The organism is Allobosea sp. NPDC003192, from assembly GCF_050275675.1.
Lineage (GTDB): Bacteria > Pseudomonadota > Alphaproteobacteria > Rhizobiales > Beijerinckiaceae > Allobosea.
Genome location: NZ_JBNNPK010000003.1, coordinates 322185 through 347716 on the forward strand (window position 1 = coordinate 322185; position 25532 = coordinate 347716).

Consider the following 25532-nt stretch of genomic DNA (forward strand, 5'->3'; position numbering starts at 1 on the left):
TGATGCCGATCAGCCGCAAAGATCTGCCGATGCCCGCCATCCGGCGGCTCTGTGCAGTCGCGGTCGCGACGGTTTTCGTCGCCGGCTGCGCCGGCGACGTGAAGGGCGTGCTGATGCCCGTCACCTCGACCGTGCCGGGTACCAGCAAGGTTACCATGCTGGTCGCGACCACGCGCGCGGCCGATCCGGATGCCGGCGTGCTGTTCTCCGGCGAGCGCGGCAAGCCGGCTTATGTCGAGATGACGATCTCGCTGCCGCCCGACGCTCGCCGCAAGGTCGGCGAGGTGCAATGGCCGAGCCGGCTGCCTGGCAATCCCGAAACCGATTTCGTCACGCTCAAGGTCGACAAGCTCGACGCGAGGACAGGCCTGGCGCGCTTGCACGAGCGCGTCGCGCGTGTGCCGAAGCGCCGCGTCATGGTCTTCGTCCACGGCTTCAACAACCGCTTCGAGGATGCGGTCTATCGCTTCGCCCAGATCGTCCACGATTCCGACGCGAACGTCGTGCCGGTGCTGTTCACCTGGCCGTCGCGCGGCTCGCTCTTCGCCTATGGCTACGACCGCGAGAGCGCGACCTATTCGCGCAATGCGCTCGAGAACCTGCTGCAGGAACTGGCGCGTGACCCTGCCGTCGGCGAGGTCTCGCTGCTCGCCCATTCGATGGGCAACTGGGTCGCGCTGGAGTCATTGACCCAGATGGCGGTGCGCAATCGGGGCATCCCGCCGAAGATCGCCAACGTCATGCTCGCCTCGCCCGATGTCGATGCCGACGTCTTCCGCACGCAGATCGCCGAAATGACGGGACGGCGGCCGAAATTCACCCTCTTCGTCTCGCAGGACGACCGCGCGCTCGCGGTCTCGCGCCGGGTCTGGGGCAATAAGGACCGCCTCGGCGCCGTCGATCCCGATGTCGAGCCCTACAAGACCGAGTTCGAGAAGGACAAGATCACGGTCCTGAACCTGACCAAGCTGCGCACCGGGGACAAGCTCAACCACGGCAAGTTCGCCGAGAGCCCCGAGGTGGTGAAGCTGATCGGGACGCGCCTCGTCGATGGGCAGCCGATCACCGATTCCCGCGTCGGCCTCGGCGACCGGCTGATCGAGGTGACCGGCAGCGCTGCGGCCGCGGTCGGCACAGCCGCTGGCATCGTCGTCTCGGCTCCGGTCGCGGTCATCGATCCGCAGGCCCGGCGCAATCTCGGCGACCGGGTCGAGCATCTCGGCAACAACATTCACGATACGGGCGCGGCGGTCGGCGATACCGTGACGACGCCCTTCCAGAATCCCGGCGCCCCGCGCTGAGCCCTATCGGCTGAAGCGGATCGGCACCGAGAGCGAGATCGCCCCGCCGCCGCCGACACCCGCTGGCGGGGCCGGAACCGGGCTGGCGCGGCGGATCATTGCCGCGGCCTCGGCATCCAGTGCCGAATCGCCGGACGAGCCGACCACCCGCGAGGACAGAACATTGCCACTGCGGTCGATCGCGAAGGCGACCTGGACGGTCCCAGGGTTCGCGCCGCCCGGGAAGCGCTTGTAGCGATTGAGATGGGCGATCAGCGAGCCGCGCCAGGAGGCGGTCGAAACCGTCGGCTGGCTGGCCGTGCCCTGCGCCGCGCTGGTCGGGGCCGAGGCGCGCTGCTCGGAGGGCTTCGGCGCCACGGCTTCCTTGGCCCGCTGCTCGACCGGCTTGCGCTCGACGACCTTGGGCTTCGGCTTGGGCTTCTTCTCGACGACCTTCGGCTTCGGTTCCGGCTTCTTCTCCACCTGCTTCGGCTCGGGCGGGGGTGGCAGCAGCACGGCGTCGAGTTTCGGAATCTGCGGCAGCTCGGGCAGCTTGATCTCCGGCTGCTCGACCGGCGTCGGCTCGGGAAGCGGTTCCGGCTCGGGCTCCGGCGGAGGCAGCTCCTCCTTGACCGGCTCGGGCGGCGGCGGTTCCGGTGCGGCCCGCTCCTGCGCGACCGGCAACTCCTCCGGCGGCGCTTCGGGCGCGACCGAGAGCGCGGCGAGCTCGATCATCACTGCCGGCTCCGGCGCGCCGGCCGCGGCTTCGGTCGGGCGCCAGTGCACGCCGATCCAGGCGAGTCCGCCATGGAGGGACGCGACGGTCAGTGCCGCTGCGCCCCAGCGCAGCGCGGCGAGCCAGCGGCGATCGGGCGCAGTCGCGATCACGGCTTGCCTGCTCCCTGTGCCGCGCTTTGGCCGGTATCCTCGAGGCCGACCAGCGCGATCTTGAGATAGCCGGCCTGGCGCAGCTTGTTCATCACTTCCATCAGCTCGCGATAGGCCACGGCCCCATCGGCGCGCAGGAAGACGCGCTGCTCGCGATCATGATTGGTCTGCTGGTCGAGCGTCGCCTGCAACTGCTCGCGTGGCACGGTGTCGTTGCCGAGCGCCAGCGACAGGTCCTGCTTCACGGTCAGGAAGACCGGCTTGTCCGGTCGCGGCTGAGGCTGGGCGTTCGAGACCGGCAGGTCGACGGCGACGTCGACGGTCGAGAGCGGCGCGGCGACCATGAAGATGATCAGCAGCACCAGAATCACGTCGATGAACGGCGTGACGTTGATCTCGCTGACTTCGCCGAGATCGCCGTCCTGCGGTTCCTTGAGCGAGACAGCCATGGCTCACTCCGCCGGGACGCGCGGCATCGCAGCCGGCTGGGCCGGAACGGCGTGCAGATTGGCTCTGACCTGCTGCGCGGCCTGGCGGCGCGCTCGCTCGAGGTCGCGCGAAAGATGGCGCAGCACCTCGCCCGAGGCGTCGGAGAGCGTGGCGCGGTAGCCCGAGATGGCCCGGGCAAAGACGTTGTAGATGATCACGGCCGGGATCGCGGCGACGAGGCCGATCGCGGTCGCCAGCAGCGCCTCGGCGATGCCAGGGGCGACGACGGCAAGGTTGGTCGTCTTCGACTGGCTGATGCCGATGAACGAGTTCATGATGCCCCAGACCGTGCCGAACAGGCCGACAAAGGGGGCGGTTGAGCCGATGGTGGCGAGCAGGCCGGTGCCGCGCGCCATATTGCGGCCAGCCCGCGCCTCGATCCGCGACAGCGCGATCGCAGCGCGCTCCTTGATGCCGTCCTCACCGAGATCGTCGGAACGCTGGCGCTCGCTCTGGGCGGCGCCGACCAGTTCGGCCACGGTGCCGCGCGCCTGGCCCTTGCGGCCGGCGATCGCACGTGCGGCCTCGTCCAGGCTGATGGCTTCCTCGAGACGCCGCACCGCCCGGCCGGCTCGCGCCTTGGCGGCGGCGAGCTCGAGCGCCTTGGCGAGCCAGATCGTCCAGGTCACCAGCGAGGCGAAGGCGAGGCCGAGCATCACCGCCTTCACGACGATGTCGGCCGCCATGAACATGCCCCAGGGAGACAGGTCGTGCGGCAGGGTGGCCTGCCCTGCGACAGGCGCGGGGGACGCGGAAGGAGCGGTTGCAGGCGCAGCAGTCTGCGGAGCGGCAGCACCGGGAGTGGCAACCGGGACGGCTTGGCTCGGCGTTGCAGCGGTATTCGGAGCAACAGGTGCGGCTTGGCCAGCCGGTGCGGTCGCTGCCGGTGCGGGATTCGGGGCCGTCGGCGTGGGCAGTACACCGCCATGCGCACCGGAAGGACTCGGCTGCTGCTGCACCGGGGCCGTTTCGGCCGGGGCGGTCTGGGCCAGGGCGACGAAGCCCGCCATGGGCGTGGCGACAATGGCCGTCGCGAGCAGGACTGTGCCGATCAAACGCTGCATCGAATTGGGTCCGTGGTCTTGCGGCGCCCCTCCTTGGTGGGAGCGCTTTTCAAAACGAAGCCACGTTCGTCGAAGCGGCTCCAAGCGATCGCGAGCCAGCGCCAGTCGAGGACATCAATCTCGCGATCGTCCCCAGCAGTTAAACCAGAGCGAATTGGTTAGCAAATACAATAGTTTACATGTATTCTAAACTAAGGAACCCAATGCTCTGGGTTCGAAACAGTTCAACTATTCCGATTGCTTAGCCGAGCGCTCGCCTGCTTCACCTTTGCGCGAGGACAACGCCGGGATTGAGAATGCCGAGCGGGTCGAAAGCCTGCTTGACCGCTCTCATCAGCTCCAGCGCCTCGGGTTGCGCCTGCTTTGCCAACGCGCCGGTCAGGTTGCGGCCGATGCCATGCTCGGCGGTGATACTGCCGCCGAAATCGCTGACGATGGCGAAGACCGCCGCGTTGACGGCGTGGCCGAGCTCGTGTCGCTGCTCGGCCAGCGTGTCCCGCGGGAACAACAGGATGACGTGGATATTGCCGTCGCCGACATGGCCGACGAAGAGGGCTCGCGCCTTCGGGAAGCGCTCGGCGGCCATCGTCTCGATCGCAGCAATGAAGGCGGGCACATCGGCGGTGGCGACGCTGGTGTCGTGCGAGACACTCGGGCCGGCGCGGCGGTTCGCCTCGGCAACGGCGAAGCGCAGATGCCAGATCGCCTTGGCCTGCGCCTCGCTCTGCGCGACGGTCGCATCCTGAAGCAGACCCCGTTCCAGCGCGGCGGCGAGAGCATCGGTGAGCAACTCGCCGACCCGGCCAGCCGGATCGCTATCGCCGAGCTCGATGAAGACATACCAGCCGTGCCGTCGTTCCAGGGGAAGGGCCGTGCCCGGAACGCTGTCGAGCGTGAGGCCCATCTCGCCGTCGCACATCAGTTCGAAGCTGGAGATGCGCTCGCCGGCGCTCTGCCTCAGCAGGCCGAGCAGCCGCAAGGCATCCGCCGGGCTGGCGAGGCCGCACAGTGCCGTCGCGCTCGCGCGCGGCTTTGGAAATAGCCTGAAGGTCGCCGCGCTCACGATCGCGAGCGTGCCTTCCGAGCCGATCACCAGCTCCTTCAGCGCATAGCCGGCATTGTCCTTGCGCAGCGGCTTCAACCCATGGATCACGGCGCCGTCGGCGCGAACGTATTCGAGGCCGAGCACGAGGTCGCGCACCGTGCCGTAGCGGATGACATTGATGCCGCCGGCGTTGGTCGCGACCACCCCGCCGATCTGGCACGAGCCCTCGCTGCCGAGGCTGAGCGGAAAGAGCCGGTCATGCGCGGCGGCGGCCTGCTGGACATCGGCTAGGATGCAGCCGGCCTCGGCGGTCAGGGTGTCGCCTGCGCTGTCGACTGCCCGGACCTTGTTCAGGCGCGCCAGCGAGAGCACGACGGCCGCGCCCGAAGCATCCGGCGTCGCTCCGCCCGACAGTCCCGTGTTGCCGCCTTGCGGCACCACCGGCGTGCGCGTCGCCGTTGCCCAGCGCAGGATCGCCGAGACTTCCTCGACAGCGCGCGGCCTGAGCAGCGCGAGCGCCGCGCCCTGATGCTTGCCGCGCCAGTCGGTCAGATGCGGCGCCAGCGCCTGCGGATCGGTGACGATGGCGGCGGGGTCGAGCACGGCGCGCAGGTCGTCGAGCGAACTCATCGCGTCAGACCGTGCCGGCGTCGACGATGAAATTTTGGCCGGCGCACATGCGCGAAACGTCGGAGCAGAGGAAGAGCACCATCTGGGCGATGTCCTCCGGCAGGATCTCGCCCTTCAGCGACTGCGCCGCCTGGTTGGCCGCGTCCTTCTCCGGCGTCCACCATTGCGTCCGCTGGCGCTCGGTCATCACCCAGCCCGGCGTGACGCAGTTGACCCTGATGCCGTCGGGCCCGAGCGCCCGCGCCAGCGAGCGGGTGAAGCCGATCACCGCCGATTTCGCCGTGGTGTAGGCGATCATGTGCAGCGAGCCCTTCATCCACGAAGTCGAAGACAGGTTGACCAGAGCGCCGCCGCCGAGGCCGCGCATGTCCGGCGTCAATGCCTGCGCGACGAACATCATTGGCCGCAGGTTCACCGCAAGGCGGTCGTCCCAATAGGCTTCCGTCATCGCCTCAAAATCGTGCCGCTCGTCATGGCCGGCGTTGTTGACGCCGATGGCGAAGGGGCCGTGCAGGGCGCGCGCCGCCGCGATCGCTGCTTGCGTCGCCGGGATGTCGCGCAGGTCGACCCGATGGAACGAGGCGGTGCCGCCGGCTGCCGTGAGCTCGGCGGCCAGGCGCTCGCCGCGCTCGGCGTCGATATCGAGGAAAGCGACCTTGCTGCCCTGCCGTGCCAAGGCTTCGACGATGGCGCGGCCGATGCCGTCGGCTCCGCCTGTGACCAGCGCCGCCTTGCCGGCGAGATCGGGATAGCTGGCTTCGACCCTCACCCGCCGAACTCCGCCGCGGGCAGGCCGGGCACATCGACAGGCAAGGTGAAGAGCCCGCCGGAGAACGGCGCCTCGGCCAGCACCCGCGAAGGCAGGCGGATGCGCGCCGTGGTGATGAACAGCGTCTTCAGGTCCGGCCCGCCGAAGGCGAGGCTGGTCGGGCGTGGCACCGGCAGCCAGACCTCGCGATCGAGCCGGCCGTCCGGCGCATAGCGATGCAGGCACCAGCCATCCCAGATCGCGCACCAGACGAAACCCTCGGCATCGACCGCGAGCCCGTCCGGCCGGCCGGCGACCTCGGCGAAGACGCGGTGATCGGCGAGCGTGCCGGTCTTCGCGTCGAACGCGTAGGCATAGATGCGGCTATGGGCAGAGTCGACGAAGTAGAAGCTCCGTCCGTCTGGGCTCCAGTCGAGTCCGTTGGCGACGGTGAGCCCGCTTTCCTGTCGTTGCCAACTGAGGTCCGGCGCGATCGCGTAGAGCGAGCCGGAAGCGCGGCTGGCGTCGAGCCGCATCGTCCCGGCCCAAAGCCGGCCCTGCCGGTCGCATTTGCCGTCGTTGAAGCGATTGTCGGGGATGTCGGCCTCGGGATCGGTGAGCGGCGTCAGCCGGCCGCTGGCGAAGTCGAAGGCTTCCAGCCCCTCCTGCGTCAGCACCACCAGCCCGCCGCCGCGGCGGCCGAGCACGGCGCTGACCAGTCGCGGCAGCGTCACCTCCTCATTGTTGCCGGTTGCCGGATCGAAGCGGTTGACCGAGGGCGCGAGGATGTCGACCCAGTAGAGCCGCTGCTCTCCGGCCGACCAATAGGGACCTTCGGCGAGATGCGCCCCCCAGGGCAGGACGCATTGCACGCTCGGATCGACGGGGCGGGCCGAGCGCGGCGCCGGAGAAATGTTCATCTGCGTCGCACCGACATTGCCGGAGATCTGCCTCGCAGCCGCCATCAGGTCGCGGCCGGTGGTGTGCAGCCGCTCGCGCGTCAGCCGCGAGGACGGGCCGAACACGCCGATCGCCGCCACGGCCCGGCCGGTATGGTCGAAGATCGGCGCTGCGACCGAGGCGACGCCGGCGACATGCTCCTCCTGCGAGACCGCGTAGCCACGCGCCCGGGTCAGAGCGAGGTCGGCGGCGAGCGCCTCCTCTTCGGTGATGGTGGTCTGCGTGAAGCGCTCGAGCTTCAGCCGGTCGACCAGGGCGCGCTGCTCATGTGGCTGGACGAAGGCGAGCAGCGCCTTGCCGCCGGCGGTGCAATGCAGCGGGGCGCGCCGGCCGATCTCGATGCGGAAGCCATAGGGGCCGCCGCGGCTGCGCTGGTCGATATAGAGAACCTCGCCATTGTCGATGGCGCAGAGGGCAGCGGTCTCGCGCGTCTCCTCGGCGAGCCGGTCGAGCGCCGGCGCTCCCGCCCCGCGCAGGTCGAAGGATTCCCAGACGCGATGGGCGAGCTCGAACAGGCGGTGGCCGAGCCTGTAGGTGTTGTCGCTCTCCTCGTGCCGGATCAGGCGGAAGGTCAGCAGCGTGTTGAGCATGCGCGCCAGCGTGCCCTTGGGCAGGCCGGTCGCGGCCTGCAGGTCGCGGAAACGCGGCGGCGCCGATGCCTCGCCGATCACGTCGAGCAGATAGAGGCCCTTGGCGAGGGCGGCTGCGCCGGTCGGGACGTCGCGCTCGTCCGGCGTCAGGACGCGCGCTTCGCCCGCGCCCGCGCCGCCTCGCCGATCATGCGCTCGAAGGTCCATTGCGGCTCGTACCCCAGTTCGGTCCGGATCCTGGCGTTCGACGTCTCATAGAAGACGCCGGCGCCCGGCAGGTCGATGGTCTTCAACGGCAGTCCCGTCAACTGCGCCATCATCGGCAGCGCGGCGGCGAAGTCGACCGGCTCGGTCGCTCCGAGATTATAGGTGCGGCCGGCAGCGCGCTCGTTCGACAGTGCCAGCAGGATGCCGGCGACCATGTCGCGGGTGTCTGTGATGTGCATGCGAAAGGGCCGGCCGGCCTCGTTGCGCGACAGCACCAAGGCCTCGCGCCCGTCGTCGATGGCGCGCAGCGCCGCGACGGCAGCGGCGTTGCCGAAGCTCTCCTGCTGCCTGATCTTCGGCTGCAGAAAGAAGCGCGGGCCGGAGAAGAAGCTGCCGGGATCGAGCAGTTCGCTGGCATCCTGCGTGTGCGAGAAGCGCAAGATGGTCGCCGGGGTGCCGCTGGTCCGCTCGAAGAAGCGCACTAGTTCTTCGCCGAGCAGCTTGCTCAAGCCATAGGGCGAGCGCGGCTTCAGCGGGTGGTCCTCGTCGATCGGCTGATAATCCGGCACGTTCTCGGGATAGACCTCGCCGGAGGAGGCGAAGACGAGGCGCTTCGGTTTTACCGCTGCGGCCTCTTCCAGCAGCACGCGCGTACCTTCGACATTGGCGGTGAACAGCCTGTCGCGATCGGCCGGCAGCCAGGACATGAAGGCGCCGAGATGCAGGATCGCCTCGGCGCCTTGCACGGCCTCCCTTGCGGCAGCGCGGTCGTCGAATCCGCCGAGCACCTCGCGATAGGCCGCATGATCGATCCCGCTGGTGCGCAGGTCGAAGCCGGTGACGCGATGGCCCTTGTCGAGCAGTTGCCGCGCGACGCGCGAGCCGACGCGCCCGGCGCTGCCGGTGACCAGGAGCGTGCTCATCGGATCGCCTCGCCGCTGGAGGCATCGAAGACGTGGAGCCGCGCCGGGTCGAAGGAGAGCGTCAGCGTCGCCTCGGGCGGTCGCGGCTCCGGATTGATCAGGCGCGCGATCAGCGAGGTTCGTCGTGACTCATCCTCGCCGCCGGAACTCGCCTCGCGGCGATGCTCCTCGGGGAGGTCGACATAGACATATTGCTCGCTGCCGAGGCTCTCGATCAGCCGCGGGCTGACCGCGAAAGAGACCGGCCCCGGCCCAGCGGAGATATGCTCGGGCCGGAGGCCGACGACGATCTCCTTGCCGGCGAGCGCGGCGGCATTTGCGATAGGCATCGCCACATCGTGGCCGAACAGCTTCGCGGTCACGCCTGCGCCGGTGGCCAGTGCCTTCGCCTTCAAAAAATTCATGCCGGGCGAGCCGATGAAGCCGGCGACGAAGAGATTGGCCGGCTCGCGGAACATCACGTCGGGCGAGGCGATCTGCTGGATCACGCCGTCCTTCATGATGACGATCCGGTCGGCCATCGTCATCGCCTCGGTCTGGTCATGGGTGACGTAGATCGTGGTGACGCGCAGCCTTTTGTGCAGGGCGCTGATCTCGGCGCGGGTGTGCACGCGCAGCTTGGCGTCGAGATTGGAGAGCGGCTCGTCCATCAGGAAGGCCTGCGGCTCGCGCACGATCGCCCGGCCGAGCGCGACGCGCTGGCGCTGGCCGCCGGAGAGCGCGCGCGGCCGCCGCTCGAGCAGATGGTCGATGCCGAGGATTTTGGCGGCCTCGTTGACCCGCCGGTCGATCTCGCCGGCATCGGTGCCGCGCATCTTCAGGCCGAAGCCCATGTTCTTTCGCACGGTGAGATGCGGATAGAGCGCATAGTTCTGAAAGACCATGGCGATGTCGCGGTCGCCCGGCGCGAGGTCGGTGACGTCCCGTTCGCCGATCGCGATCGTGCCGGATGAGGCCTCTTCCAGCCCGGCGAGGATCTTCAGCATGGTCGACTTGCCGCAGCCGGATGGCCCGACGAGGACGACGAACTCGCCATCAGCGATGTCGAGCGAGAACGCCTTGAGGACGGTGAGCCCGCCATAGGATTTGGTGACGCTGTCGATGCGGATTCCAGCCATGCGGGTTCTCTTACTTCTCGGCCCCGGCCGTCAGGCCGCCGACGAGATAGCGTTCGAGGAAGAGGTAGATGAGCAGGATCGGCAGGGCGACGAGGATGGAGGCGGCGGAGATGTCGCTCCAGTTCGAGATGTACTCGCCCTTCATCGTGGTGATGCCGAGATTGGCGGTCCAGTTGCCCTGGGCGTTGGTCAGGAAGGTGCGGGCATAGGCATAGTCCGACCAGGACAGGACGAAGCCGTAGAGCGCCGTCGCCGCGAGCCCCGGCGCCGAGACCGGCAGGATCACACGGACCATGGCGCCGAGCGGCGAGCAGCCGTCGACCATCGCCGCCTGCTCGAGCTCGCGCGGGATCGTGTCGAAATAGCCCTTCAGCATCCAGGTGGTGAAGGGGATGATCAGCGTGGCGTGGGCGAGGATGATCGACCACAGGCTGCCGATCAGCTCGAGGCTGCGGAAGATGCCGAAGAGCGGGATGACGAGCAGCGTCGCCGGCAGCATCTTGGCGGTCAGGATGAAGAGCCCGAGCGACTGGCCGCCACGCACCCGGAAGCGCGACAGGCTGTAACCGGCGAGCACCGAGACGACCATGGACAGGCTCACCGCCCCGATCGCCGCCAGCGCCGAATTGCCGAGCCAGAGCAGGATCGGCTTATCCGCCATGATCTGCCCGAACACGCCCCAGCGCGGCTCGGCCGGCCAGAAGCTCGGGGGCAATTGCCGGAGCAGGCTCGGCTCGGAGAGCGCGGTGACGACGAGCCAGTAGATCGGGAAGACCAGGATGGCGCTGGTCAGGGCGACGCCGGCATAGAGCAGGGCGTGACGTGTCGTTTTCCGTCTCATCGCCGCCTCCTCAGATATTGTCCGGCGCGCGGGCGATCATCAGCCGGCTCGCGATCACGCAGACGATCAGGGTGATGACGCCGATGGCCGAGGCGTAGCCCATCTTGAAGAAGCCGAAGGCCTGCTCGTAGGTCATGATCGAGAGCGACTGCGTCGCCTTGAGCGGCCCGCCGCCGGTCAGCACGTAGATGATCGAGAAGTCGCGGAAGACCCAGAGCATCACCAGCACGAGCGTGACGCCGATCACCGGCATCAGCGAGGGGATGGTGATGTGGATCAGCCGCTGCCAGGCGCGGGCGCCGTCGACCTTGGCGGCGTTGTAGAAATCCTCGGGGATCGACTGCAGCCCGGCCAGCATCATGATCGAGACGAAGGGATAGCCCTTCCAGACCATCACCGTGCAGACCACGGCGAAGGCTGCGTCCGGCGAAGAGAACCAGTTGATCGTCTGGTCGACCAGGCCGAGCTTGATGAAGAGCCAGTTCATCAGCCCGAAGGAGGAATCGAACAGCCAGGCGAAGATCACGACCGCGATCACTTCCGGGATCGCCCAGGGCAGGGCGACGAGCAGCCGCGCCAGCGCCTGGCCCTTGAAGCGGTTGTTGACCAGCAGCGCGGTGCTAAGGCCGAGCAGGAAGCAGAAGAAGGAGACGATGGTGACGAGTTTGAACGTCACCCAGCAGGCGTTCCAGAAATCCTCGGAGGCGAAGAGCCGCTCGTAATTGGCGGTGGTGAACGGCCGGCGCGGCTGATCTAGGCGGGCGATGTTGACGTTCTGGAAGGAGAGATCGACCGAGACGAACAGCGGATAGACGATGATCAGCGCGATCAGCAGCACCGCCGGCGCCAGCAGCAGGTAGCCGAGCCAGTGCCGCCGGCTCGGGCGGGCGAGATCGAGGAAGGCTGATCGGGGCATGGCGGTCCGTCTCCCGTCTCTCTTGTCAGCAGGGGCGCGGGGAACCCTGCTCCCGTGTGGGAGAAGGGCAGGGATGAGGGCCTGCCCTATCCGTAGAAGGCGCAACGGTGCCGCTTCGACCTAATGATCAGCGGCGGTCCCTCACCCCTGCCCCTCTCCCATCCGGGAGAGGGGTTCCCGCGCTGTGCCTCACTGCTTCTGCAGCGCCTCGGCCTTGGCCTGCATCGTCGCCGCCACCGCCTTCGGGTCGAGGTCCTGGATGATCATCCGCTGGGACTCTTCCATGACCATCTTGGCGAACTCGTTGAACTGCAGCTCCAGCCCCTTCGGGATGCGGTCGACCTTGGCGTCGGCGGCCGCCTTGGTCGCCTGGACCAGCAGGTCGAAATGCGGCGTGTCCTTGGTCGCGGCCGAGGTGTCGGCGCGTGGGCTAGGCGGCGGCGAGGCGCCCAGCGTCGCATAGCTCGACTGGAACTTGTCCGAGGTCGCGATCGCGATGAAGTCCCAGACCAGCTTCTTGTTCTCCTTCGGCGCATCGGCAGCGATGCCGAGTACGTTCGAGGAGCCACCGACCGGCGGCTTGAACGGCACCATGCCGAGCTTGATCTGGTCCTTGGCCTTGCCCTTCTGGATGATCGGGTAGAGCCAGGGCCCGTCCGTCTTCATCGCGATCTTGCCGTCGGCGAACATCTGGCGGACCTCGCCTGCGGCCAAGTCGCGCGGGGTCAGGCTGGTCTTGACGATGGTCTTCCAGCGCGCGAGGCCCTCGATCATCCCGGGCGTGTTGATCGTCACCTTGCCGGCGTCATTGGTCCAGCGTCCGCCGGCATCGAGCGTGTAGTTCATCATCTCGCTCATGTATTGGCCGCCGCCGCCCTTGGTCTCGTGGCCGGTGCCGAACTGGTCGACGATGCCGTCGCCATTGAGGTCCTTGGTCAGCTTCTGCGCCGCAGCGAGGAATTCGACATAGGTCTTCGGGACGGCAAGACCTTCCTTCTTCAGCAATTCTTCGTTGTAAGCGAAGATGTAGCCGAAATAGAGCATCATCGTGCAGACGGTCTGCTTGTTCCAGCTGCAGGTGTCCTGCCCGGCCCATCCTTTGAGGTCTAATTTCGCGTCCTTGATGTAGCTGTCGAGCGGCTCCAGCCAGCCATTATCGGCGAATTTCTGGAACTCGAAGGAGGCGAGGTGGACGATATCCGGCGGCTTGCCGCCGGCGAACAGCGTCGTCATCGTGTCGGCATAGGCGCCGCGCTCGACCTTGGTCCATTCGATCTTGACGCCGGGATGGGTCGCCTCGAACTCCTTGATCACCGAGCCCCACCAGTCGCCGACGCCGCGCTCGTCCTTCTGCCAGGAGACGAACTTCAGCACCTTGCCCTGCGCCCAGGCGGCGCCGGGGAGAAAGCCGGCGGCGAGCGCGAGCGCAGCCGCGGAGAGTGCAAGCCTTGTCCTCGTCATGGTCTCCTCCTCCCTTGATTGTTGTCGCTACAGCCGCTTCAGCAGCTTGAGCGCTTCCTTCGATGGCTCGACGCCGAGACCGGGACCGCTCGGCAAACGGTAGAAGCCGGCGCTGCAATCCATGTCGCCGAGGAGCAGCCTCCGGTTCGGCTCGAAGATCGAATGCTGGAACTCGTGGCACTCCACCGCCGCGAGCGCCGAGGACGCATGCAGGCTCGCCGCCAGGAATAGGCCGATGCCGATCGTGGCATGCGGGATGACCCTGAGGTGATGCGCTTGGGCATAGAGGCCGATGCGCATGAACTCGGTCACACCCTTATGGCCCATCTCCGGCTGCACGATCGCGCAGGCGCGCCGGGCGGCGCGCGGCACGAGATCGTAGACCGTGCGCCATTCCTCGCCCGCGGCGACCGGTGTCGAGACCTTCGAGGCCACATGGGCGAGGCCGTCGAGATCCTCCGGCCTCACCGGCGCCTCGGCGAACCAGAGATCGTGCGGCTCCATTGCCCGGATTGCCGCGACGGCCTCTTCGCCGGTATGGACCCAGTGCATGTCGCAGGCGATGCGGGCTTGCGGCCCGAGCCGCTCGCGCAGCGTCCGGAGCTCCGCGACATTGCCGTCATCGGCGACGGGGGCGGCGAACTTGAAGCTGTCGAAGCCCTTCGCCTGCCATTCGGCGGCAAACTTCGCGCGCTCCGCCCGCGTCGGCTTCGGCAGGCCGGAGATGTAAGCCGGCAAACGCTCATGCTTCTGGCCGCCGAGCAGCTTGACCAGCGGCAAGTCGGAGAGCTTGCCGCAGAGGTCCCAGAGCGCGATATCGATCGCGGCGAGGGCGTCGAGATAGAAGCCGCCGGTATAGCCGCGCACCCGCATCAAATCGTAGAGATCGTCATGGATGACGCTGACGTCGCGCGGATCGCGCCCGACGACGAAGGGGCCGAGCAGGTCGTCGATGATCGCCATCGCCGCGCCGGGCGCGACGATGCCATAGGTCTCGCCCCAGCCGACCGCGCCGCTTGCCGTCTCGATCCGGACGATGACGGTGCGGTCGACGGTCGGATAGACCGTGCGATTGCCCTTACGGACGATGTAGCCGTGCTCGTTGATGCGCTCGCCCTCGCGTAGCGCGCCGAGATAGGGCGTCTCGCGCGGGATGGTGATCGAGAAGACCTCGACGCGGGCGACGCGCTCGGCCATCACGCGCCTCCGCCGAGCTTGGGTTCGCGCGGCTCGACGCTCATCAGCTCGGCGCAGGTGTCGAGCCAGGCGTCGATTTCGGCGACGTCGAGGGCGTCCATCGGCGGTACCTTCGCGCGCACGATCTGGTTGGTCAGCACGCCGCGCCGCGTCAGCACATGTTTGGTGAAGGCCATGCGGAAATTGAACTGAATCACCAGCAGCGGCAGCGTGCGCATATAGAGCTCGCGCGCGCGCTCGATCTCGCCGCTGCGATAGGCCCGGTCCATGGCGACATGGATATCGGCGAGCTCGACCGCCGGCATGGCGCCGCAGGCGCCGCGATTATATTCGTCGATCAGGTAGCGCGCCCCGCCGCCGCCGATCACGCCCTTCAGGTGCGCCGGCTTGCCGGCCGCGATCGCCGAGATGGCGAGGCCGGACGGCAGCGTCTCTTCCTTGACATAGCTGATCGCGGGGTTGTCGCGGACGATTTGGAGGATCGCTTCGGGCTTGAGGTCGGAGCCGCGCGGCGCTGGCGCATTCTGCAGCACGATCTCGATGCCAGGCACAGCCGCGGCAATCTCGCCATAGAAGGTCGAGACCGCTTCCGTCGTCGTGCCGACGCTCTTCGGCGCCTGAATCATCACATGGTGGATGCCGTTGGCGAGGGCTTCACGGCAATGGGAAATCGCTTCGAGGGCGGTCGGAGCGCTCGCCCCGGCGACGATCGGCACGCGCCCGCCGACACGTTGCACGACAACCTTCAACAGCGTCGCCCGTTCGCCCGCAGTGAGCTCGTCGACCTCGCTGGCAAAGCCGGGGAACACCACGCCATCGACGCCGCCTGCGATAGCGAAGTCGACGATCCCCGCCATCGCCTCGGGATCGACAGCGCCAGCCTCGGTGAACGGCGTCGGCAACACCGGGAGCATGCCCTGCAGCACTGCGTTCCTCCAGTTGATCCATATTATGGATCATTTGTTTTCTAATATGGACCGTACTTCTCGGGCTCGAAATCGTCAAGCGCGCATGAAAAAGCCGCCGGGCTTTCGCCCGGCGGCTGTCTTGTGATTGCACCGCTTCAAGTGAAGTGGGTCGACAGTCTCAGTGAGTGCTGTGCTGGCCAGCACCGGCTTCGCCGGAGGAGCGCGCACCGACCGCATCGACGACGAACTCGACCTCGACCGTGCCGGCCTTCTCGAAAGTGAGGGTGCTCTTGACCCTTTCGCCCTGCTTGAGCTGGCGCTTCAGGTCGAGGAACATGATGTGAAAGCCGCCGGGCTTGAGCTCGACCTTCTCGCCTGGCTTGATCTCGAGCCCGGCGTCCAGCGGGCGCATGGTCATGACGCCGTCCTTCACGCCCATCTCGTGAACCTCGACCCGCCCGGCGATCTCGGAGGAGCCGCCAACGAACTTGTCCGCGGCCGAGCCGGTATTCTGGATCGAGAGATAGCCGCCGGCGACCTTGGCGCCGGCCGGCGTCGCGCGTGTCCAGGGATGGCCGATCTTCAGCGGACCGACGGTGAAGTCATGGGCGGATGCTGCCGTGCCGACCAAGGCGAACGCGGCAGCGGTCAGAGCGAAGCGGAATGTGCTCATGTCGAGGTTCCTTGCGTGATCAAAGGGAAAGGCGGGTCTTGGCCAGTTCGGCGCTGCGCTTGGCGGCTTTGGTTCGGGAGCGCGCGGCCGGCAGGCTGCCGCCGCGATCGAATGGGATGGAGGCCGTTATCGGCCGTCAGGGTGATGCTGGTCGCGGCGCAGAGGCGCGCGGAAACATCCAGCTCAGAGGCTGGCGGGCGGCGCGCGCGGATTGGCCGGGGATCGGCCGGCTACGAAGCCTGATGGCAGGTCGAGCCTGCGCTGGAAGGCAATGAGATCGGCGGCGCGATGCACGACTGGCAGGGAGTTGCTCGGGGCGGCTGGCGCGCCGGCACCGGTGAAGGCGCAGCCGAGCATGCAGCAGCTCATCAGCTCATGCGTCGCAGCGGCGTCGCCCTGGCCCGCCGGGATGTCGCCGCCGGCGCAGAGCGTCATCGCCAGCGAGCGGTCGAGGCTGAAACTCGCGGCATTGGCGCCGGAGGCAAGGCCCGCGAAGATCGCCTGCAGCACGACGAGATAGGCCGCGGCCAGCGCGACCCAGCGTCTCATCCCTGCTTTGCGATATCCTGCGGACAAAACCGGCCCTCCTGCAGCTTCGATAGCATGGCTGCCGGCAGGGTCAATTTGCCGGAACGTCTCAGTGATCGTGGTGCTCGCAATGGCTATGGTCGGCCAGGGCCTCGATCACGGCGCAGTCGCACGCCGCGACGCCACCCGAGCATACCGTTGCGATCCGGGCGAGTTCCGCTTCGAGCGAGCGCAGCCGCGCGATCTTGTTGCGGACGTCCTCGAGGTGGCTGGCGGCGATCGCATGCGCTTCGTCGCAGGCCATGCCGGGTGTGTCCGAAAGCCGCAACAAGGTGCGGATGTTCTCGACCGCGAAGCCGAGATCGCGCGCATGCTTGATGAAGGCGAGCCGCTCGACATGGGCGCGGCCATAGCGGCGCTGGTTGCCCTCGGAGCGCTCCGGCTCCGGCAGCAGGCCGACTTGCTCGTAATAGCGGATCGTCTCGACCTTGACGCCGGTTCGCTCGGCCAGCGTCCCGATCGGCACCACGCGTTCGAGGGCCTTTGCGAGGGTTGTCGCCGGCTGCATGATTTTCCCTCTTGAAGCTATAGTGACTATAGGTTGTAGGTAAGTGGCGACGCGACGCTGTCAAGCGGGGACGAGCCATGGCGACCGGCTCCGAGGCAGCAGGGCAACGGCCGCGCCATCGCGCCGCCTGGTTCTGTCCGAGAGGAGTATTGCGGTGTCCGGCATGGAGATCGCCAGCTATCTGATGGTCGTGGTCTACGTCGTCAGCTTCCTCGCCATGTCGGCGATCCTGGCAAAGGAGGCCGGCCACCGGGTCTGGCTGTTCGGCAAGGGCCAGGAGAAGCAGACGCTGCCGGCGCTGCTCTTCCGTCTCGCCTTCGTGGGAGCCGTGTTCTGGCCGCTCTGGCTCGCCGCTTTCGGCAATCCGGTGACGGGCGATCCGCTGGCGGCGACGCTGGACGGGCCCTGGTTCGACGTGCTCGGCCATCTGCTCGTCGTCATCGGCGCCTGCATCGCGCTTTTGTCGCAGCGCTATATGGGCGCCTCCTGGCGCATCGGCGCGGCCGAGGGCGAGCAGGGCGCGATCGTCGACAGCGGCCCGTTCGCGATCTCGCGCAACCCTGTCTTCGTCGGCCAGGCCCTGCTCTTCATCGGTCTCTTCATCGTCCTGCCGAGCCTCGTCCAGGCGGCGCTCACGCTGGCGCTGCTGATTGCGATCAGGCTGCAGGTCGCGATCGAGGAGCGGGTGCTCGCCGCTTCGCTCGGTGGGCCCTATCTCGCCTACAAGGCCCGCGTCCGGCGCTGGCTCGGCGTTGCCGGAGAAGTTGCATGAGCTGGTCGCGCAGGTTTGTCCTCGCTGCGGCCGTCGCGCTTGCAGCAGCCGGGCTCGATCAGGTCAGCAAATGGCTGATGCTGGAGGTCGTGCTGAATCCGCCCCGGCTGATCGAGCTCACGCCCTTCCTCAACCTGCGCCTCGGCTTCAACACCGGCGTCAGCTTCGGTCTGTTCCGCGAGACGCTCGAAGCCTGGCCGGGCCTGCTCGGCCTGTTCAAGTTCGCAGCCGGCTTCGGCCTGCTGGCCTGGGCGACGTTTGCCGGGCATCGCCTGGAGCGTATCGGCCTGGCGCTGATGGCAGGCGGGGCCTTCGGCAATGCGCTCGACCGCTGGCGCCAGGGCGCTGTCACCGATTTCCTCGATCTACACTGGGGCGATTGGCACTGGCCGACCTTCAACGGCGCCGACATCGCGCTGACCTTCGGCGTGGCGCTGATGCTGCTGGCCGCGTTGCCGGGGATGAACCGGACGCCGGACCAGACTACGAGAGGAGCATCCTGATGGGAGCCGGACATTCGCATGGCGGCAGCGCCGGCACCGCAGCCGGCCGCCATAAATCGCGGCTCGCTGCGGCATTCGGCCTGACCTTCGCCTTCATGCTCGCCGAGGTGATCGGCGGGCTGTGGACCGGCAGCCTCGCCTTGCTGGCCGATGCGGCCCACATGCTGACCGATGCTGGCGGACTTGCTCTGGCGCTGGTCGCGATCCGCTTCGCCGAGAAGCCGGCGACGCCGCAGCGGACCTATGGCTATGTCCGGATGGAGATCCTGTCGGCGCTGGCCAACGCCGTCGTCCTGCTGCTGCTCACCATCTACATCCTTTACGAGGCCTATGAGCGCTTCCGGAACCCGCCGCCCATCCTTGGCGGGCCAATGCTCGCCGTCGCGGTCGTCGGGCTGATCGTCAACCTGATCAGCATGAAGCTGCTTGCCGGCGGCTCCTCCGAGAGCCTCAACGTCAAGGGCGCCTATTTCGAGGTGCTGAGCGACATGCTCGGCTCGCTCGGCGTCATCATCGCGGCCGTGATCGTGATGGCGACCGGCTGGACGCTCGCCGATCCGATCGTCGGCGCCGGCATCGGCCTGTTCATCGTGCCGCGGACCTGGATCCTGCTGAAGCAGGCCGTCCACATCCTGATGGAAGGCACGCCGCCGGAGGTCGATATCGCCTTGCTGGAAAAGTCGCTGTTGGCGCTGCCCGGCGTCAACGCCGTCCATGACCTGCATGTCTGGACGCTGACCTCGGGTCTCGACGCGATGAGCGTTCATATCGTGGTTGCCGATATGGCTGAGGCCCGGGCGACGCTCGTCGCAGCCAACCGGCTGCTCGCCGAGGAGTTCGGTTTGAAGCACACCACCATCCAGATCGAGGACGAGGCGATCCGCCAGGCCGATGGTCACGAGCAGCGCCTCTAGCCATCGCAATTTCGACACAGGCAGAAGCTGAAAGCCGCACCATGGAATCGTTCATCGCCGCCTTGGTTGCAGGGTCGCGCGGGCTCGAAGCCCGTTCACGAGTCGTTAGCGCCAGACGCCGATAATTTTAGCCATGTCAGACTTCTCTCTCTTCCGGCGTTTCCGGCGCTTTGCGCTGCTCGGCGTTGCCGCCCTTGCCCTGTCCTCCTGCGTCGGGATGGATGGCGACGGCCGCGGAAACCAGCCATTGCCGGCCGCGCTGGTCTCGCAGATGTCGGCGAAGGGCATGAGCCAGGCTGACCCGATCGTCGTGCGCCTCTACAAGAAAGAGAGCGAGCTCGAGGTCTGGAAGCGCGACCGCTCCGGCCGTTATGCCTTGCTCAAGACCTATCCGATGTGCCGCTGGTCCGGGCAGCTCGGCCCGAAGAAGCGCGAGGGCGACCGGCAGGCGCCGGAAGGCTTCTACACGGTGACGCCGGAGCTGATGAATCCGAAATCGGCGTATTATCTGTCCTATAATCTCGGCTATCCGAACGCGCTGGAGAAGGCGCAGGGCTATACCGGCTCGGCCCTGATGATCCATGGCGCCTGCACCTCGGCCGGCTGCTACGCCATGACCGATGACGGCGTCACCGAACTTTACGGGCTCGCGCGCGAAGCCTTCGCCGGCGGGCAGCGCAGCTTCCAGGTCCAGGCCTTTCCCTTCCGGATGACGCCGGAGAACATGGCGCGCCATCGCAGCAATCCGAACATCGCTTTCTGGCGCAACCTCAAGGAAGGCTCGGATCATTTCGAGGCGACGCGCCAGCCGCCGAAGCTAGCGACCTGCGGCGGCCGCTATGTCTTCAACCCGGCGGGTAATGCTTCGGCTTTCGTGCCAGGCGCGCCGTGCCCGGCCTATGAGACCGATCCGGAGGTCGCCTCGCTGGTCTCGGCGCGCAGCGCCCGCGACGAAGCGCGCCTCGCCGAGCTCTCTGGCAGCATGCCGGCGATGAGCTATGCGCTGATGGATGGCGGCATGCACCAGAGCTTCCGCAAGCTCCTGCGCAATATCGGGCCGGAGCGGATGCAGACCATGGTCGCCGGCAAGGTCGAGATCAGCGCGCCGCAGGCGGCACTGGCCGATCCCTACGGCGCTGGCGGTGACGATGAGCCGCAGCAGGCGACGGTGACCGGGTCGATCTTGTCGCGTTGACGCCGGGCAAGCGGGCGGCCAGACAGGGCGCCATGCCGATCCTTAAGATCATTCGTTACGGCGCCTGGGGCGCTGTCGTCCTCGTCGCCTTCGCTGCCGCTGCAATCACGCTTGGCTGGTGGCGTGTCGACGGACCCGGAAGGCCGGGCTCCGGCGCTGTCGTGTCGACCCCGCTGGCCGATGTCGGCGGTCCCTTCACATCGACCGACCATACCGGACGCAAGGTCTCGCAGGCCAACTATCTCGGCAAGCCGACGCTGGTCTTCTTCGGCTTCACCCATTGCCCGGAGGTCTGCCCGACCACGCTGTTCGAGCTCACCACCCTGCTCGGCAAGCTCGGCGCCGAGGCTGACAAGCTTAATGTGCTTTTCGTTACCGTCGATCCCGAGCGCGACACGCCGGCGCAGCTTTCGCTCTATCTGCAATCCTTCGATCCGCGCATCGTCGGGCTTTCCGGCACGCAGGAAGAGGTCGATGCGGCGCTGAAGGCCTACAAGGCCTATGCCAAGCGCATCTCGACGCAGGACGGCTACACCATGGACCACACCGCCTCTGTCTATCTGATGGATGCCGAAGGCCGTTTCCGCAGCCTGATCGACTATCACGAGGAGCAGGAGTCGGCACTCGCCAAGGTCAGGCTGCTCCTGAAGCGCTGAGCGCCGCCTCAGCGCCGGTTCAGGATGATCATCTTCTCCTGCGTCATGTCGCGCATGGTGTAGGGGATGCCGCCGATGCCGTAGCCGGATTCCTTGCGGCCGGCGAAGGGCATCCAGTCGGTGCGGAAGGCGGTCGGGTCGTTGACCATCACCGCCGAGGCGTCGAGCCGATTGGCGACCTGCAGGGCGATATCGATGTCCTGGGCGAAGACGCTGCCCTGGAAGGCGACCGGGAGCGAATTCGCCTGGGCGATGGCCTGGTCAAGTTTGCTGTAGCGATAGACGCAAACCAATGGCCCGAAGACTTCGAGTTGCGAGACCTTCGCGTCGGCGGCTGGGTCGAGCAGCACGGCAGGCTCCAGCGTCGTCTCGGACAGGCGTTTGCCGCCGAGTGCGAGCTTGGCCCCACCCTTCACGGCTTCGTCGATCCAGCTTGCGACCCGGTCGGCCTCCTTGGGCAGGATCAGCGGACCGACCTCGGTCTCCTTCAGCACGGGGTCACCGGTACGCAATTTGGCGACGCGCGCCACCAGCCGCTCGGTGAAGGCATCGGCGATCTCTTCGTGCACGAAGATGCGCTGCGTCGACACGCAGACCTGGCCGGCATGGTAGTAGCCGCCCTTCACGAGCGGCTCGATGATCCTGTCGAGATCGGCGCTGCGGTCGACGATCGCCGGCGCCGCCCCGCCATGCTCCAGGGCCGAGCGCGCGCCATGCGCCAGCTTGGAATGCAGGTACCAGCCAACCTTGGCCGAGCCGATGAAGCTGAGGAAGGCGACGCGTCGGTCAGTCACCAGCTTCTCGGCGAGTTCGTTGGTCTCCGGCAGGAACATCTGGCACCAGGCCTCCGGCAGGCCGGCCTCGTGCACCAGCGCGACGAAGTCGCGGCAGCACAACGGCGTCGTGCTCGCCGGCTTGATGATGACCGGGCAGCCGGTGGCGATCGCCGGCGCGACCTGATGGACGATCAGGTTGAGCGGGTGATTGAAGGCCGAGATAGCCGCGACGATGCCGATCGGCTCCTTGGTGGTGAAGGCCCAGCGGTTCACGGCCGCCGGGGTCAGCCCCATCGGGATCTCGCGTCCGCCGAAATTCCTGAGTTCGTCGGCCGCGTTGTGGATGCCGTCGATGGCGCGCGTCGTCTCGATGATCGCGTCGGTCAGCGGTTTGCCACCTTCGCGCGCGATCTGGCGGGCGAAATGGTCGCGCTTGGCCGACAGCAATTCGGCGAGCCTGCGCAGGATCGCGATCCGCTCATAGGGCTTGAGCCAGTTGTCGCGATCGCGAAAGGCCTTGTCGGCCGCCTGCAGCTTGGCTTCGAGGACTGCGGCGTCATCAGTGGTGATCTCCTCGATCGGCGCGCGATCATAGGCCTGCACGACCTGCAGCATGGTGATCTCCTTCGCTTGGTCTCGGGTCAGGCCAGCTCGATATCCGGCGTCTTGTTGCGCAACTCCTCGACGAGCACGCGGGTGTTCTCCGAATAGTCGATCGGCACCTCGACGAGATGGACGCCGCCGCCCTTGAAGGCCGCCTCCAGCGTCGGCACCAGCTCGGCGGCAGAGCCGACGCGCGAACCTTTGGCGCCATAGGCCCGGGCATAGGCGACGAAATCGGGATTGCCGAAGCTCATGCCGTAGTCCTGGAAGCCGTCGACCGCCTGCTTCCAGCGGATCATGCCATAGGCGCTGTCGTTGAGGACGACGACGACGAGGTTGAGGCCGAGGCGGACGGCGGTCTCCATCTCCTGGCTGTTCATCATGAAGCCGCCATCGCCGCAGACCGCCATGACCCGGCGCTTGGGATGGAGCATCGCCGCCATCATCGCCGAGGGCAGGCCGGCGCCCATCGTCGCCAGCGCATTGTCGAGCAGCAGCGTGTTCGCGACATGGGTGCGGTAATTGCGCGCGAACCAGATCTTGTACATGCCGTTGTCGAGGCAGACCATGCCGTCCTCTGGCATCACGGCGCGGATGTCATGGACGATGCGCTGCGGCGTGATCGGGAAGCGGTCTTCCTCGGCCCGGTCGTTGAGATGGGCGAGGATCTTCTGGCGCAGCTCCAGCATGACCGGATCGGCCTCGAGCCGGCCGCCCAGCAGTTCCGCCAGTGCCGTGACGGTGGCGCCGATGTCGCCGACGACCTCGGCATCGGGATGGTAGACCTGCTCGACCGTCGCCGACTGGTAGCTGACATGGATCACCTTCGGCCCGCCGGCGCTCTTCATCAGGAAGGGCGGCTTCTCGACGGTGTCATGGCCGATCGCGATGATCAGGTCGGCTCGCTCGATCGCCTGATGGACATAGTCGCCCTCGGACAGGGCCGCTGTGCCGACATAGAGGTTGGAGCCGCCGGTGACGGCGCCCTTGCCCATCTGGGTGTTGAAGAAGGGCAGCTTCACCCGCCGTACGAAATCGGAAAGCGGTTCGACCAGCCGCGGCCGGTTGCCGGCGGCGCCGATCATGATCAGCGGCCGCTTGGCAGCGAGGATCATCTCGGCAGCGCGGGCGATCGCCTTGGGATCAGCGATCGGCCGATCCAGCGGATGCACCGGGATCAGCGGCACATCGGCGACGTCCTCGCCGGCGATGTCCTCCGGCAATTCGAGATGGACCGGCCCGGGACGCTCCTCCATCGCGACGCGGAAGGCGTCGCGCACCACCGCCGGGATACTGGCCGCGCTGACGATCTGCCGGGTCATCTTGGTCAGCGGCTTCATCGAGGCGACGACATCGACGATCTGGAAGCGCGCCTGCTTGGCGCTCATGATCGCCTTCTGGCCGGTGATCAGGATCATCGGCATGGCGCCGAGATGGGCATAGGCCGCCCCGGTCGAGAAATTGAGCGCGCCGGGTCCCAATGTCGCGATGCAGACGCCGGGACGCCCGGTCAGCCGGCCATGCGTCGCGGCCATGAAGGCGGCGGCCTGCTCGTGCCGGGTCAGGACAAGCTCGATCTTCGAGGTCCGGAGCGACTCGACGACGTCGAGGTTTTCCTCGCCGGGAACGCCGAAGATGCGATCGACGCCCTCGTTCTCGAGGGCGGCCACTAGGAGATCGGAACCCTTCGTCATCGTCTTCGCCTATCCGGACCGCTGCGATACCGGGAAAGGTAGGCTCCCTAAGCGCGAAGGGAAAGCCGGCGCATGGCAGCGTTGCTAGCGCGGCAGGGATATTCCGATGCCGGCGGCGCGGGCCTTCTCCAGGACAAGATGCGCGAGCGCGAGATCGGCGAGTGCGAAGCCGCGGAAGCAGAAGAGCGAGCGCTTGGTCCCGGTGTCGCCAGGCGGCGTCAGCGAGAGCGCGGCGAGATCATGGCCGAAGCGGACGCTGGTGACGGGCTGCCCGTCGACATCATAGGGCGACTGCGATTGGGCGAGGCTGTCGGTGGCCAGGATATCGAAGCCAGGCAGCGCCTCGGGCCGCCAGCTTCGGCCGGTGTCGACCGCAGCGGCAAAGGCGGCGGGCTTCATTCGCCTAGGATCGAGGAAGGGGCGCAAACCCGGCGCCGCCGGCACCATGGAGATGACGAGGTCGCTGCGGGCGAGGAGTGCATCGGCATCGTCGACGATCTCGGTGGCAAGCCCCAGGGCGGCGGCCGCTTCCGCCAGGTGCTCGGACGAACCGCGGCTGCGGCTCAGCATCAGGGCGTTCGCCAAGCCGGGATAAAGATCATGGAAGGCGGCGAGATGGGCATGGGCCTGCAGGCCGCAGCCGACGAAGCCGATCGTGCTCGGGGTCGTTGGTGCGAGCAGCGAGGCGGCAGCCGCCGACATGGCTGCGGTCCGGATCAGCGTGATCTCGTCGCCGTCGAGGATCGCGAGCGGGGCGCCGGTCTCGTAATCGCTGACGCAGATCAGTGCGCTCACGCTCGGCACGGTGCTGCCCGGCTGCGTCGGCGCGGAGGCGACCCATTTCACCGTGGCGATCGCCTGCGCCTGTGAGGCTGCCGCCATCGCCTGGAAGGCGTGGCCGGGGCCGAGCGAGAGCGCGCTCTTCGGCAGGCTACGGTTGCGGCCGGCGGCATGATCGCGAAAGGCGCCGAGCACGGCCGCGCGCGCCTCGCGCGGAGAGACGGCACAGGCCGCGACGTCCTTGTGCGAGAGATAGAGGAGGGAATTGCTCATCGCTCGAACCGCTCCGTGACGGCAGGGGACATGGCCGGGAAGCCAATAGGCGTTGGGTATGAGCACAGGAGAAGCGGTGAGCAAGGCCGAGGAGAGCTCATGGTGCCGGGCGGCTCCCCGTGGAGCGGGCGGCGGGAACCGCGATTTGGCTGAAGGCCGGCCGATTTGCCCGGCTCGATTTGCCGATTAAATGCTAAGCTATTGAAAATTCGTCATCTTTAGGCCGGAATCCACTTTTGTCGAAAAACTTTCATCTGGTGTGTTGACAGGTGAAGCGGGGTCCCCCTATAAAGCGGCCATCGAGACGGCGCCGCCGCTGGCGGGGCCGCTCT

25 protein-coding genes are annotated in these 25532 nt (G+C 67.3%); 6 read left to right on the forward strand and 19 right to left on the reverse strand.

Going from position 1 to position 25532, the window contains the following annotated elements; all coding sequences use genetic code 11:
• Window positions 1-2: 2 nt before the first annotated feature.
• Window positions 3-1301 (forward strand): alpha/beta hydrolase, encoded by a 1299-nt coding sequence (locus ACQKLX_RS06740; RefSeq protein ID WP_427360634.1) that lies wholly within the window; start codon window positions 3-5, stop codon window positions 1299-1301.
• Between the two features lie 3 nt (window positions 1302-1304).
• Here the strand turns inward: ACQKLX_RS06740 and ACQKLX_RS06745 are convergent, their stop codons facing one another.
• From ACQKLX_RS06745 to ACQKLX_RS06820, 16 genes are all read right to left on the reverse strand, one after another.
• Complete coding sequence (locus ACQKLX_RS06745; RefSeq protein WP_427360636.1) at window positions 1305-2168, reverse strand: energy transducer TonB; 864 nt, start codon at window positions 2166-2168, stop codon at window positions 1305-1307.
• A complete protein-coding gene (exbD, locus tag ACQKLX_RS06750) occupies window positions 2165-2617 on the reverse strand; it encodes a TonB system transport protein ExbD (protein WP_427360638.1) in 453 nt (150 codons plus the stop codon). Before exbD ends, ACQKLX_RS06745 begins: the two co-directional genes overlap by 4 nt.
• Before the next feature lie 3 nt (window positions 2618-2620).
• Window positions 2621-3667, reverse strand: a complete 1047-nt coding sequence (gene exbB, locus ACQKLX_RS06755; RefSeq protein WP_427360682.1) for a tonB-system energizer ExbB — start codon at window positions 3665-3667, stop codon at window positions 2621-2623.
• Window positions 3668-3983: 316 nt separating this feature from the next.
• Window positions 3984-5396 (reverse strand): FAD-binding oxidoreductase, encoded by a 1413-nt coding sequence (locus ACQKLX_RS06760; RefSeq protein ID WP_427360639.1) that lies wholly within the window; start codon window positions 5394-5396, stop codon window positions 3984-3986.
• A gap of 4 nt (window positions 5397-5400) precedes the next feature.
• Window positions 5401-6165: an SDR family NAD(P)-dependent oxidoreductase gene (locus tag ACQKLX_RS06765; protein WP_427360641.1), complete on the reverse strand. Its 765-nt coding sequence runs from the start codon at window positions 6163-6165 to the stop codon at window positions 5401-5403.
• Entirely contained in the window at window positions 6162-7901 is a 1740-nt protein-coding gene (locus ACQKLX_RS06770) for an SMP-30/gluconolactonase/LRE family protein (protein ID WP_427360642.1), read from the reverse strand. Before ACQKLX_RS06770 ends, ACQKLX_RS06765 begins: the two co-directional genes overlap by 4 nt.
• Complete coding sequence (locus tag ACQKLX_RS06775; RefSeq protein WP_427360644.1) at window positions 7841-8824, reverse strand: NAD-dependent epimerase/dehydratase family protein; 984 nt, start codon at window positions 8822-8824, stop codon at window positions 7841-7843. The genes ACQKLX_RS06770 and ACQKLX_RS06775 overlap by 61 nt, the downstream gene beginning before the upstream one ends.
• Entirely contained in the window at window positions 8821-9942 is a 1122-nt protein-coding gene (locus tag ACQKLX_RS06780; RefSeq protein ID WP_427360645.1) for an ABC transporter ATP-binding protein, read from the reverse strand. The genes ACQKLX_RS06775 and ACQKLX_RS06780 overlap by 4 nt, the downstream gene beginning before the upstream one ends.
• A 10-nt stretch (window positions 9943-9952) precedes the next feature.
• Window positions 9953-10783: a carbohydrate ABC transporter permease gene (locus ACQKLX_RS06785; RefSeq protein ID WP_427360647.1), complete on the reverse strand. Its 831-nt coding sequence runs from the start codon at window positions 10781-10783 to the stop codon at window positions 9953-9955.
• A 10-nt stretch (window positions 10784-10793) separates the two neighbouring features.
• Entirely contained in the window at window positions 10794-11699 is a 906-nt protein-coding gene (locus ACQKLX_RS06790) for a carbohydrate ABC transporter permease (RefSeq protein ID WP_427360649.1), read from the reverse strand.
• A 189-nt stretch (window positions 11700-11888) separates the two neighbouring features.
• Window positions 11889-13160, reverse strand: a complete 1272-nt coding sequence (locus tag ACQKLX_RS06795; protein ID WP_427360651.1) for an ABC transporter substrate-binding protein — start codon at window positions 13158-13160, stop codon at window positions 11889-11891.
• A 27-nt stretch (window positions 13161-13187) separates the two neighbouring features.
• Window positions 13188-14357: a mandelate racemase/muconate lactonizing enzyme family protein gene (locus ACQKLX_RS06800; RefSeq protein WP_427360653.1), complete on the reverse strand. Its 1170-nt coding sequence runs from the start codon at window positions 14355-14357 to the stop codon at window positions 13188-13190.
• On the reverse strand, window positions 14357-15271 hold the full coding sequence (locus tag ACQKLX_RS06805; RefSeq protein ID WP_427360684.1) for a dihydrodipicolinate synthase family protein: 915 nt from the start codon (window positions 15269-15271) through the stop codon (window positions 14357-14359). Before ACQKLX_RS06805 ends, ACQKLX_RS06800 begins: the two co-directional genes overlap by 1 nt.
• A 172-nt stretch (window positions 15272-15443) precedes the next feature.
• Window positions 15444-15938 (reverse strand): copper chaperone PCu(A)C, encoded by a 495-nt coding sequence (locus ACQKLX_RS06810; RefSeq protein WP_427360655.1) that lies wholly within the window; start codon window positions 15936-15938, stop codon window positions 15444-15446.
• Window positions 15939-16121: 183 nt separating this feature from the next.
• Window positions 16122-16487, reverse strand: coding sequence for a hypothetical protein (locus ACQKLX_RS06815; RefSeq protein WP_427360657.1), 366 nt, complete (start codon window positions 16485-16487; stop codon window positions 16122-16124).
• Window positions 16488-16575: 88 nt separating this feature from the next.
• Entirely contained in the window at window positions 16576-16995 is a 420-nt protein-coding gene (locus tag ACQKLX_RS06820) for a MerR family transcriptional regulator (protein ID WP_427360686.1), read from the reverse strand.
• Window positions 16996-17197: 202 nt separating this feature from the next.
• Between ACQKLX_RS06820 and ACQKLX_RS06825 the strand changes: the two genes are divergently transcribed.
• From ACQKLX_RS06825 to ACQKLX_RS06845, 5 genes are all read left to right on the forward strand, one after another.
• The gene (locus tag ACQKLX_RS06825) at window positions 17198-17806 is read left to right on the forward strand and encodes a methyltransferase family protein (RefSeq protein WP_427360688.1); all 609 of its coding nucleotides are present in this window, start codon (window positions 17198-17200) and stop codon (window positions 17804-17806) included.
• Window positions 17803-18309: a signal peptidase II gene (gene lspA / locus ACQKLX_RS06830; protein WP_427360659.1), complete on the forward strand. Its 507-nt coding sequence runs from the start codon at window positions 17803-17805 to the stop codon at window positions 18307-18309. Before ACQKLX_RS06825 ends, lspA begins: the two co-directional genes overlap by 4 nt.
• On the forward strand, window positions 18309-19223 hold the full coding sequence (locus ACQKLX_RS06835; RefSeq protein ID WP_427360661.1) for a cation diffusion facilitator family transporter: 915 nt from the start codon (window positions 18309-18311) through the stop codon (window positions 19221-19223). Before lspA ends, ACQKLX_RS06835 begins: the two co-directional genes overlap by 1 nt.
• A 133-nt stretch (window positions 19224-19356) precedes the next feature.
• Window positions 19357-20418 (forward strand): L,D-transpeptidase family protein, encoded by a 1062-nt coding sequence (locus ACQKLX_RS06840; protein ID WP_427360663.1) that lies wholly within the window; start codon window positions 19357-19359, stop codon window positions 20416-20418.
• 32 nt (window positions 20419-20450) lie between these two features.
• On the forward strand, window positions 20451-21074 hold the full coding sequence (locus ACQKLX_RS06845; protein ID WP_427360665.1) for an SCO family protein: 624 nt from the start codon (window positions 20451-20453) through the stop codon (window positions 21072-21074).
• Window positions 21075-21082: 8 nt separating this feature from the next.
• On the opposite strand, the gene ACQKLX_RS06850 is transcribed toward ACQKLX_RS06845, so the two are convergent.
• From ACQKLX_RS06850 to ACQKLX_RS06860, 3 genes are all read right to left on the reverse strand, one after another.
• Window positions 21083-22465 (reverse strand): aldehyde dehydrogenase family protein, encoded by a 1383-nt coding sequence (locus ACQKLX_RS06850; protein WP_427360667.1) that lies wholly within the window; start codon window positions 22463-22465, stop codon window positions 21083-21085.
• Between the two features lie 26 nt (window positions 22466-22491).
• Window positions 22492-24147 (reverse strand): acetolactate synthase large subunit, encoded by a 1656-nt coding sequence (locus tag ACQKLX_RS06855; protein ID WP_427360668.1) that lies wholly within the window; start codon window positions 24145-24147, stop codon window positions 22492-22494.
• 84 nt (window positions 24148-24231) lie between these two features.
• On the reverse strand, window positions 24232-25200 hold the full coding sequence (locus ACQKLX_RS06860; protein WP_427360670.1) for an ornithine cyclodeaminase family protein: 969 nt from the start codon (window positions 25198-25200) through the stop codon (window positions 24232-24234).
• Between the last annotated feature and the right edge of the window lie 332 nt (window positions 25201-25532).

Coding starts and splice junctions, on each gene's coding strand:
- ACQKLX_RS06815 (WP_427360657.1), bottom strand. CDS start 16,487: ATGAGACGCTGGGTCGCGCTGGCCGCGGCCTATCTCGTCGTGCTGCAG.
- ACQKLX_RS06850 (WP_427360667.1), bottom strand. CDS start 22,465: ATGCTGCAGGTCGTGCAGGCCTATGATCGCGCGCCGATCGAGGAGATC.
- ACQKLX_RS06770 (WP_427360642.1), bottom strand. CDS start 7,901: ATGGACCTTCGAGCGCATGATCGGCGAGGCGGCGCGGGCGCGGGCGAA.
- exbB (WP_427360682.1), bottom strand. CDS start 3,667: ATGGCGGGCTTCGTCGCCCTGGCCCAGACCGCCCCGGCCGAAACGGCC.
- ACQKLX_RS06805 (WP_427360684.1), bottom strand. CDS start 15,271: ATGCTCCCGGTGTTGCCGACGCCGTTCACCGAGGCTGGCGCTGTCGAT.
- ACQKLX_RS06840 (WP_427360663.1), top strand. CDS start 19,357: ATGTCAGACTTCTCTCTCTTCCGGCGTTTCCGGCGCTTTGCGCTGCTC.
- ACQKLX_RS06810 (WP_427360655.1), bottom strand. CDS start 15,938: ATGAGCACATTCCGCTTCGCTCTGACCGCTGCCGCGTTCGCCTTGGTC.
- ACQKLX_RS06855 (WP_427360668.1), bottom strand. CDS start 24,147: ATGACGAAGGGTTCCGATCTCCTAGTGGCCGCCCTCGAGAACGAGGGC.
- ACQKLX_RS06785 (WP_427360647.1), bottom strand. CDS start 10,783: ATGAGACGGAAAACGACACGTCACGCCCTGCTCTATGCCGGCGTCGCC.
- ACQKLX_RS06740 (WP_427360634.1), top strand. CDS start 3: ATGCCGATCAGCCGCAAAGATCTGCCGATGCCCGCCATCCGGCGGCTC.
- ACQKLX_RS06790 (WP_427360649.1), bottom strand. CDS start 11,699: ATGCCCCGATCAGCCTTCCTCGATCTCGCCCGCCCGAGCCGGCGGCAC.
- ACQKLX_RS06860 (WP_427360670.1), bottom strand. CDS start 25,200: ATGAGCAATTCCCTCCTCTATCTCTCGCACAAGGACGTCGCGGCCTGT.
- ACQKLX_RS06775 (WP_427360644.1), bottom strand. CDS start 8,824: ATGAGCACGCTCCTGGTCACCGGCAGCGCCGGGCGCGTCGGCTCGCGC.
- ACQKLX_RS06845 (WP_427360665.1), top strand. CDS start 20,451: ATGCCGATCCTTAAGATCATTCGTTACGGCGCCTGGGGCGCTGTCGTC.
- exbD (WP_427360638.1), bottom strand. CDS start 2,617: ATGGCTGTCTCGCTCAAGGAACCGCAGGACGGCGATCTCGGCGAAGTC.
- ACQKLX_RS06800 (WP_427360653.1), bottom strand. CDS start 14,357: ATGGCCGAGCGCGTCGCCCGCGTCGAGGTCTTCTCGATCACCATCCCG.
- ACQKLX_RS06795 (WP_427360651.1), bottom strand. CDS start 13,160: ATGACGAGGACAAGGCTTGCACTCTCCGCGGCTGCGCTCGCGCTCGCC.
- lspA (WP_427360659.1), top strand. CDS start 17,803: ATGAGCTGGTCGCGCAGGTTTGTCCTCGCTGCGGCCGTCGCGCTTGCA.
- ACQKLX_RS06760 (WP_427360639.1), bottom strand. CDS start 5,396: ATGAGTTCGCTCGACGACCTGCGCGCCGTGCTCGACCCCGCCGCCATC.
- ACQKLX_RS06780 (WP_427360645.1), bottom strand. CDS start 9,942: ATGGCTGGAATCCGCATCGACAGCGTCACCAAATCCTATGGCGGGCTC.
- ACQKLX_RS06835 (WP_427360661.1), top strand. CDS start 18,309: ATGGGAGCCGGACATTCGCATGGCGGCAGCGCCGGCACCGCAGCCGGC.
- ACQKLX_RS06825 (WP_427360688.1), top strand. CDS start 17,198: ATGGAGATCGCCAGCTATCTGATGGTCGTGGTCTACGTCGTCAGCTTC.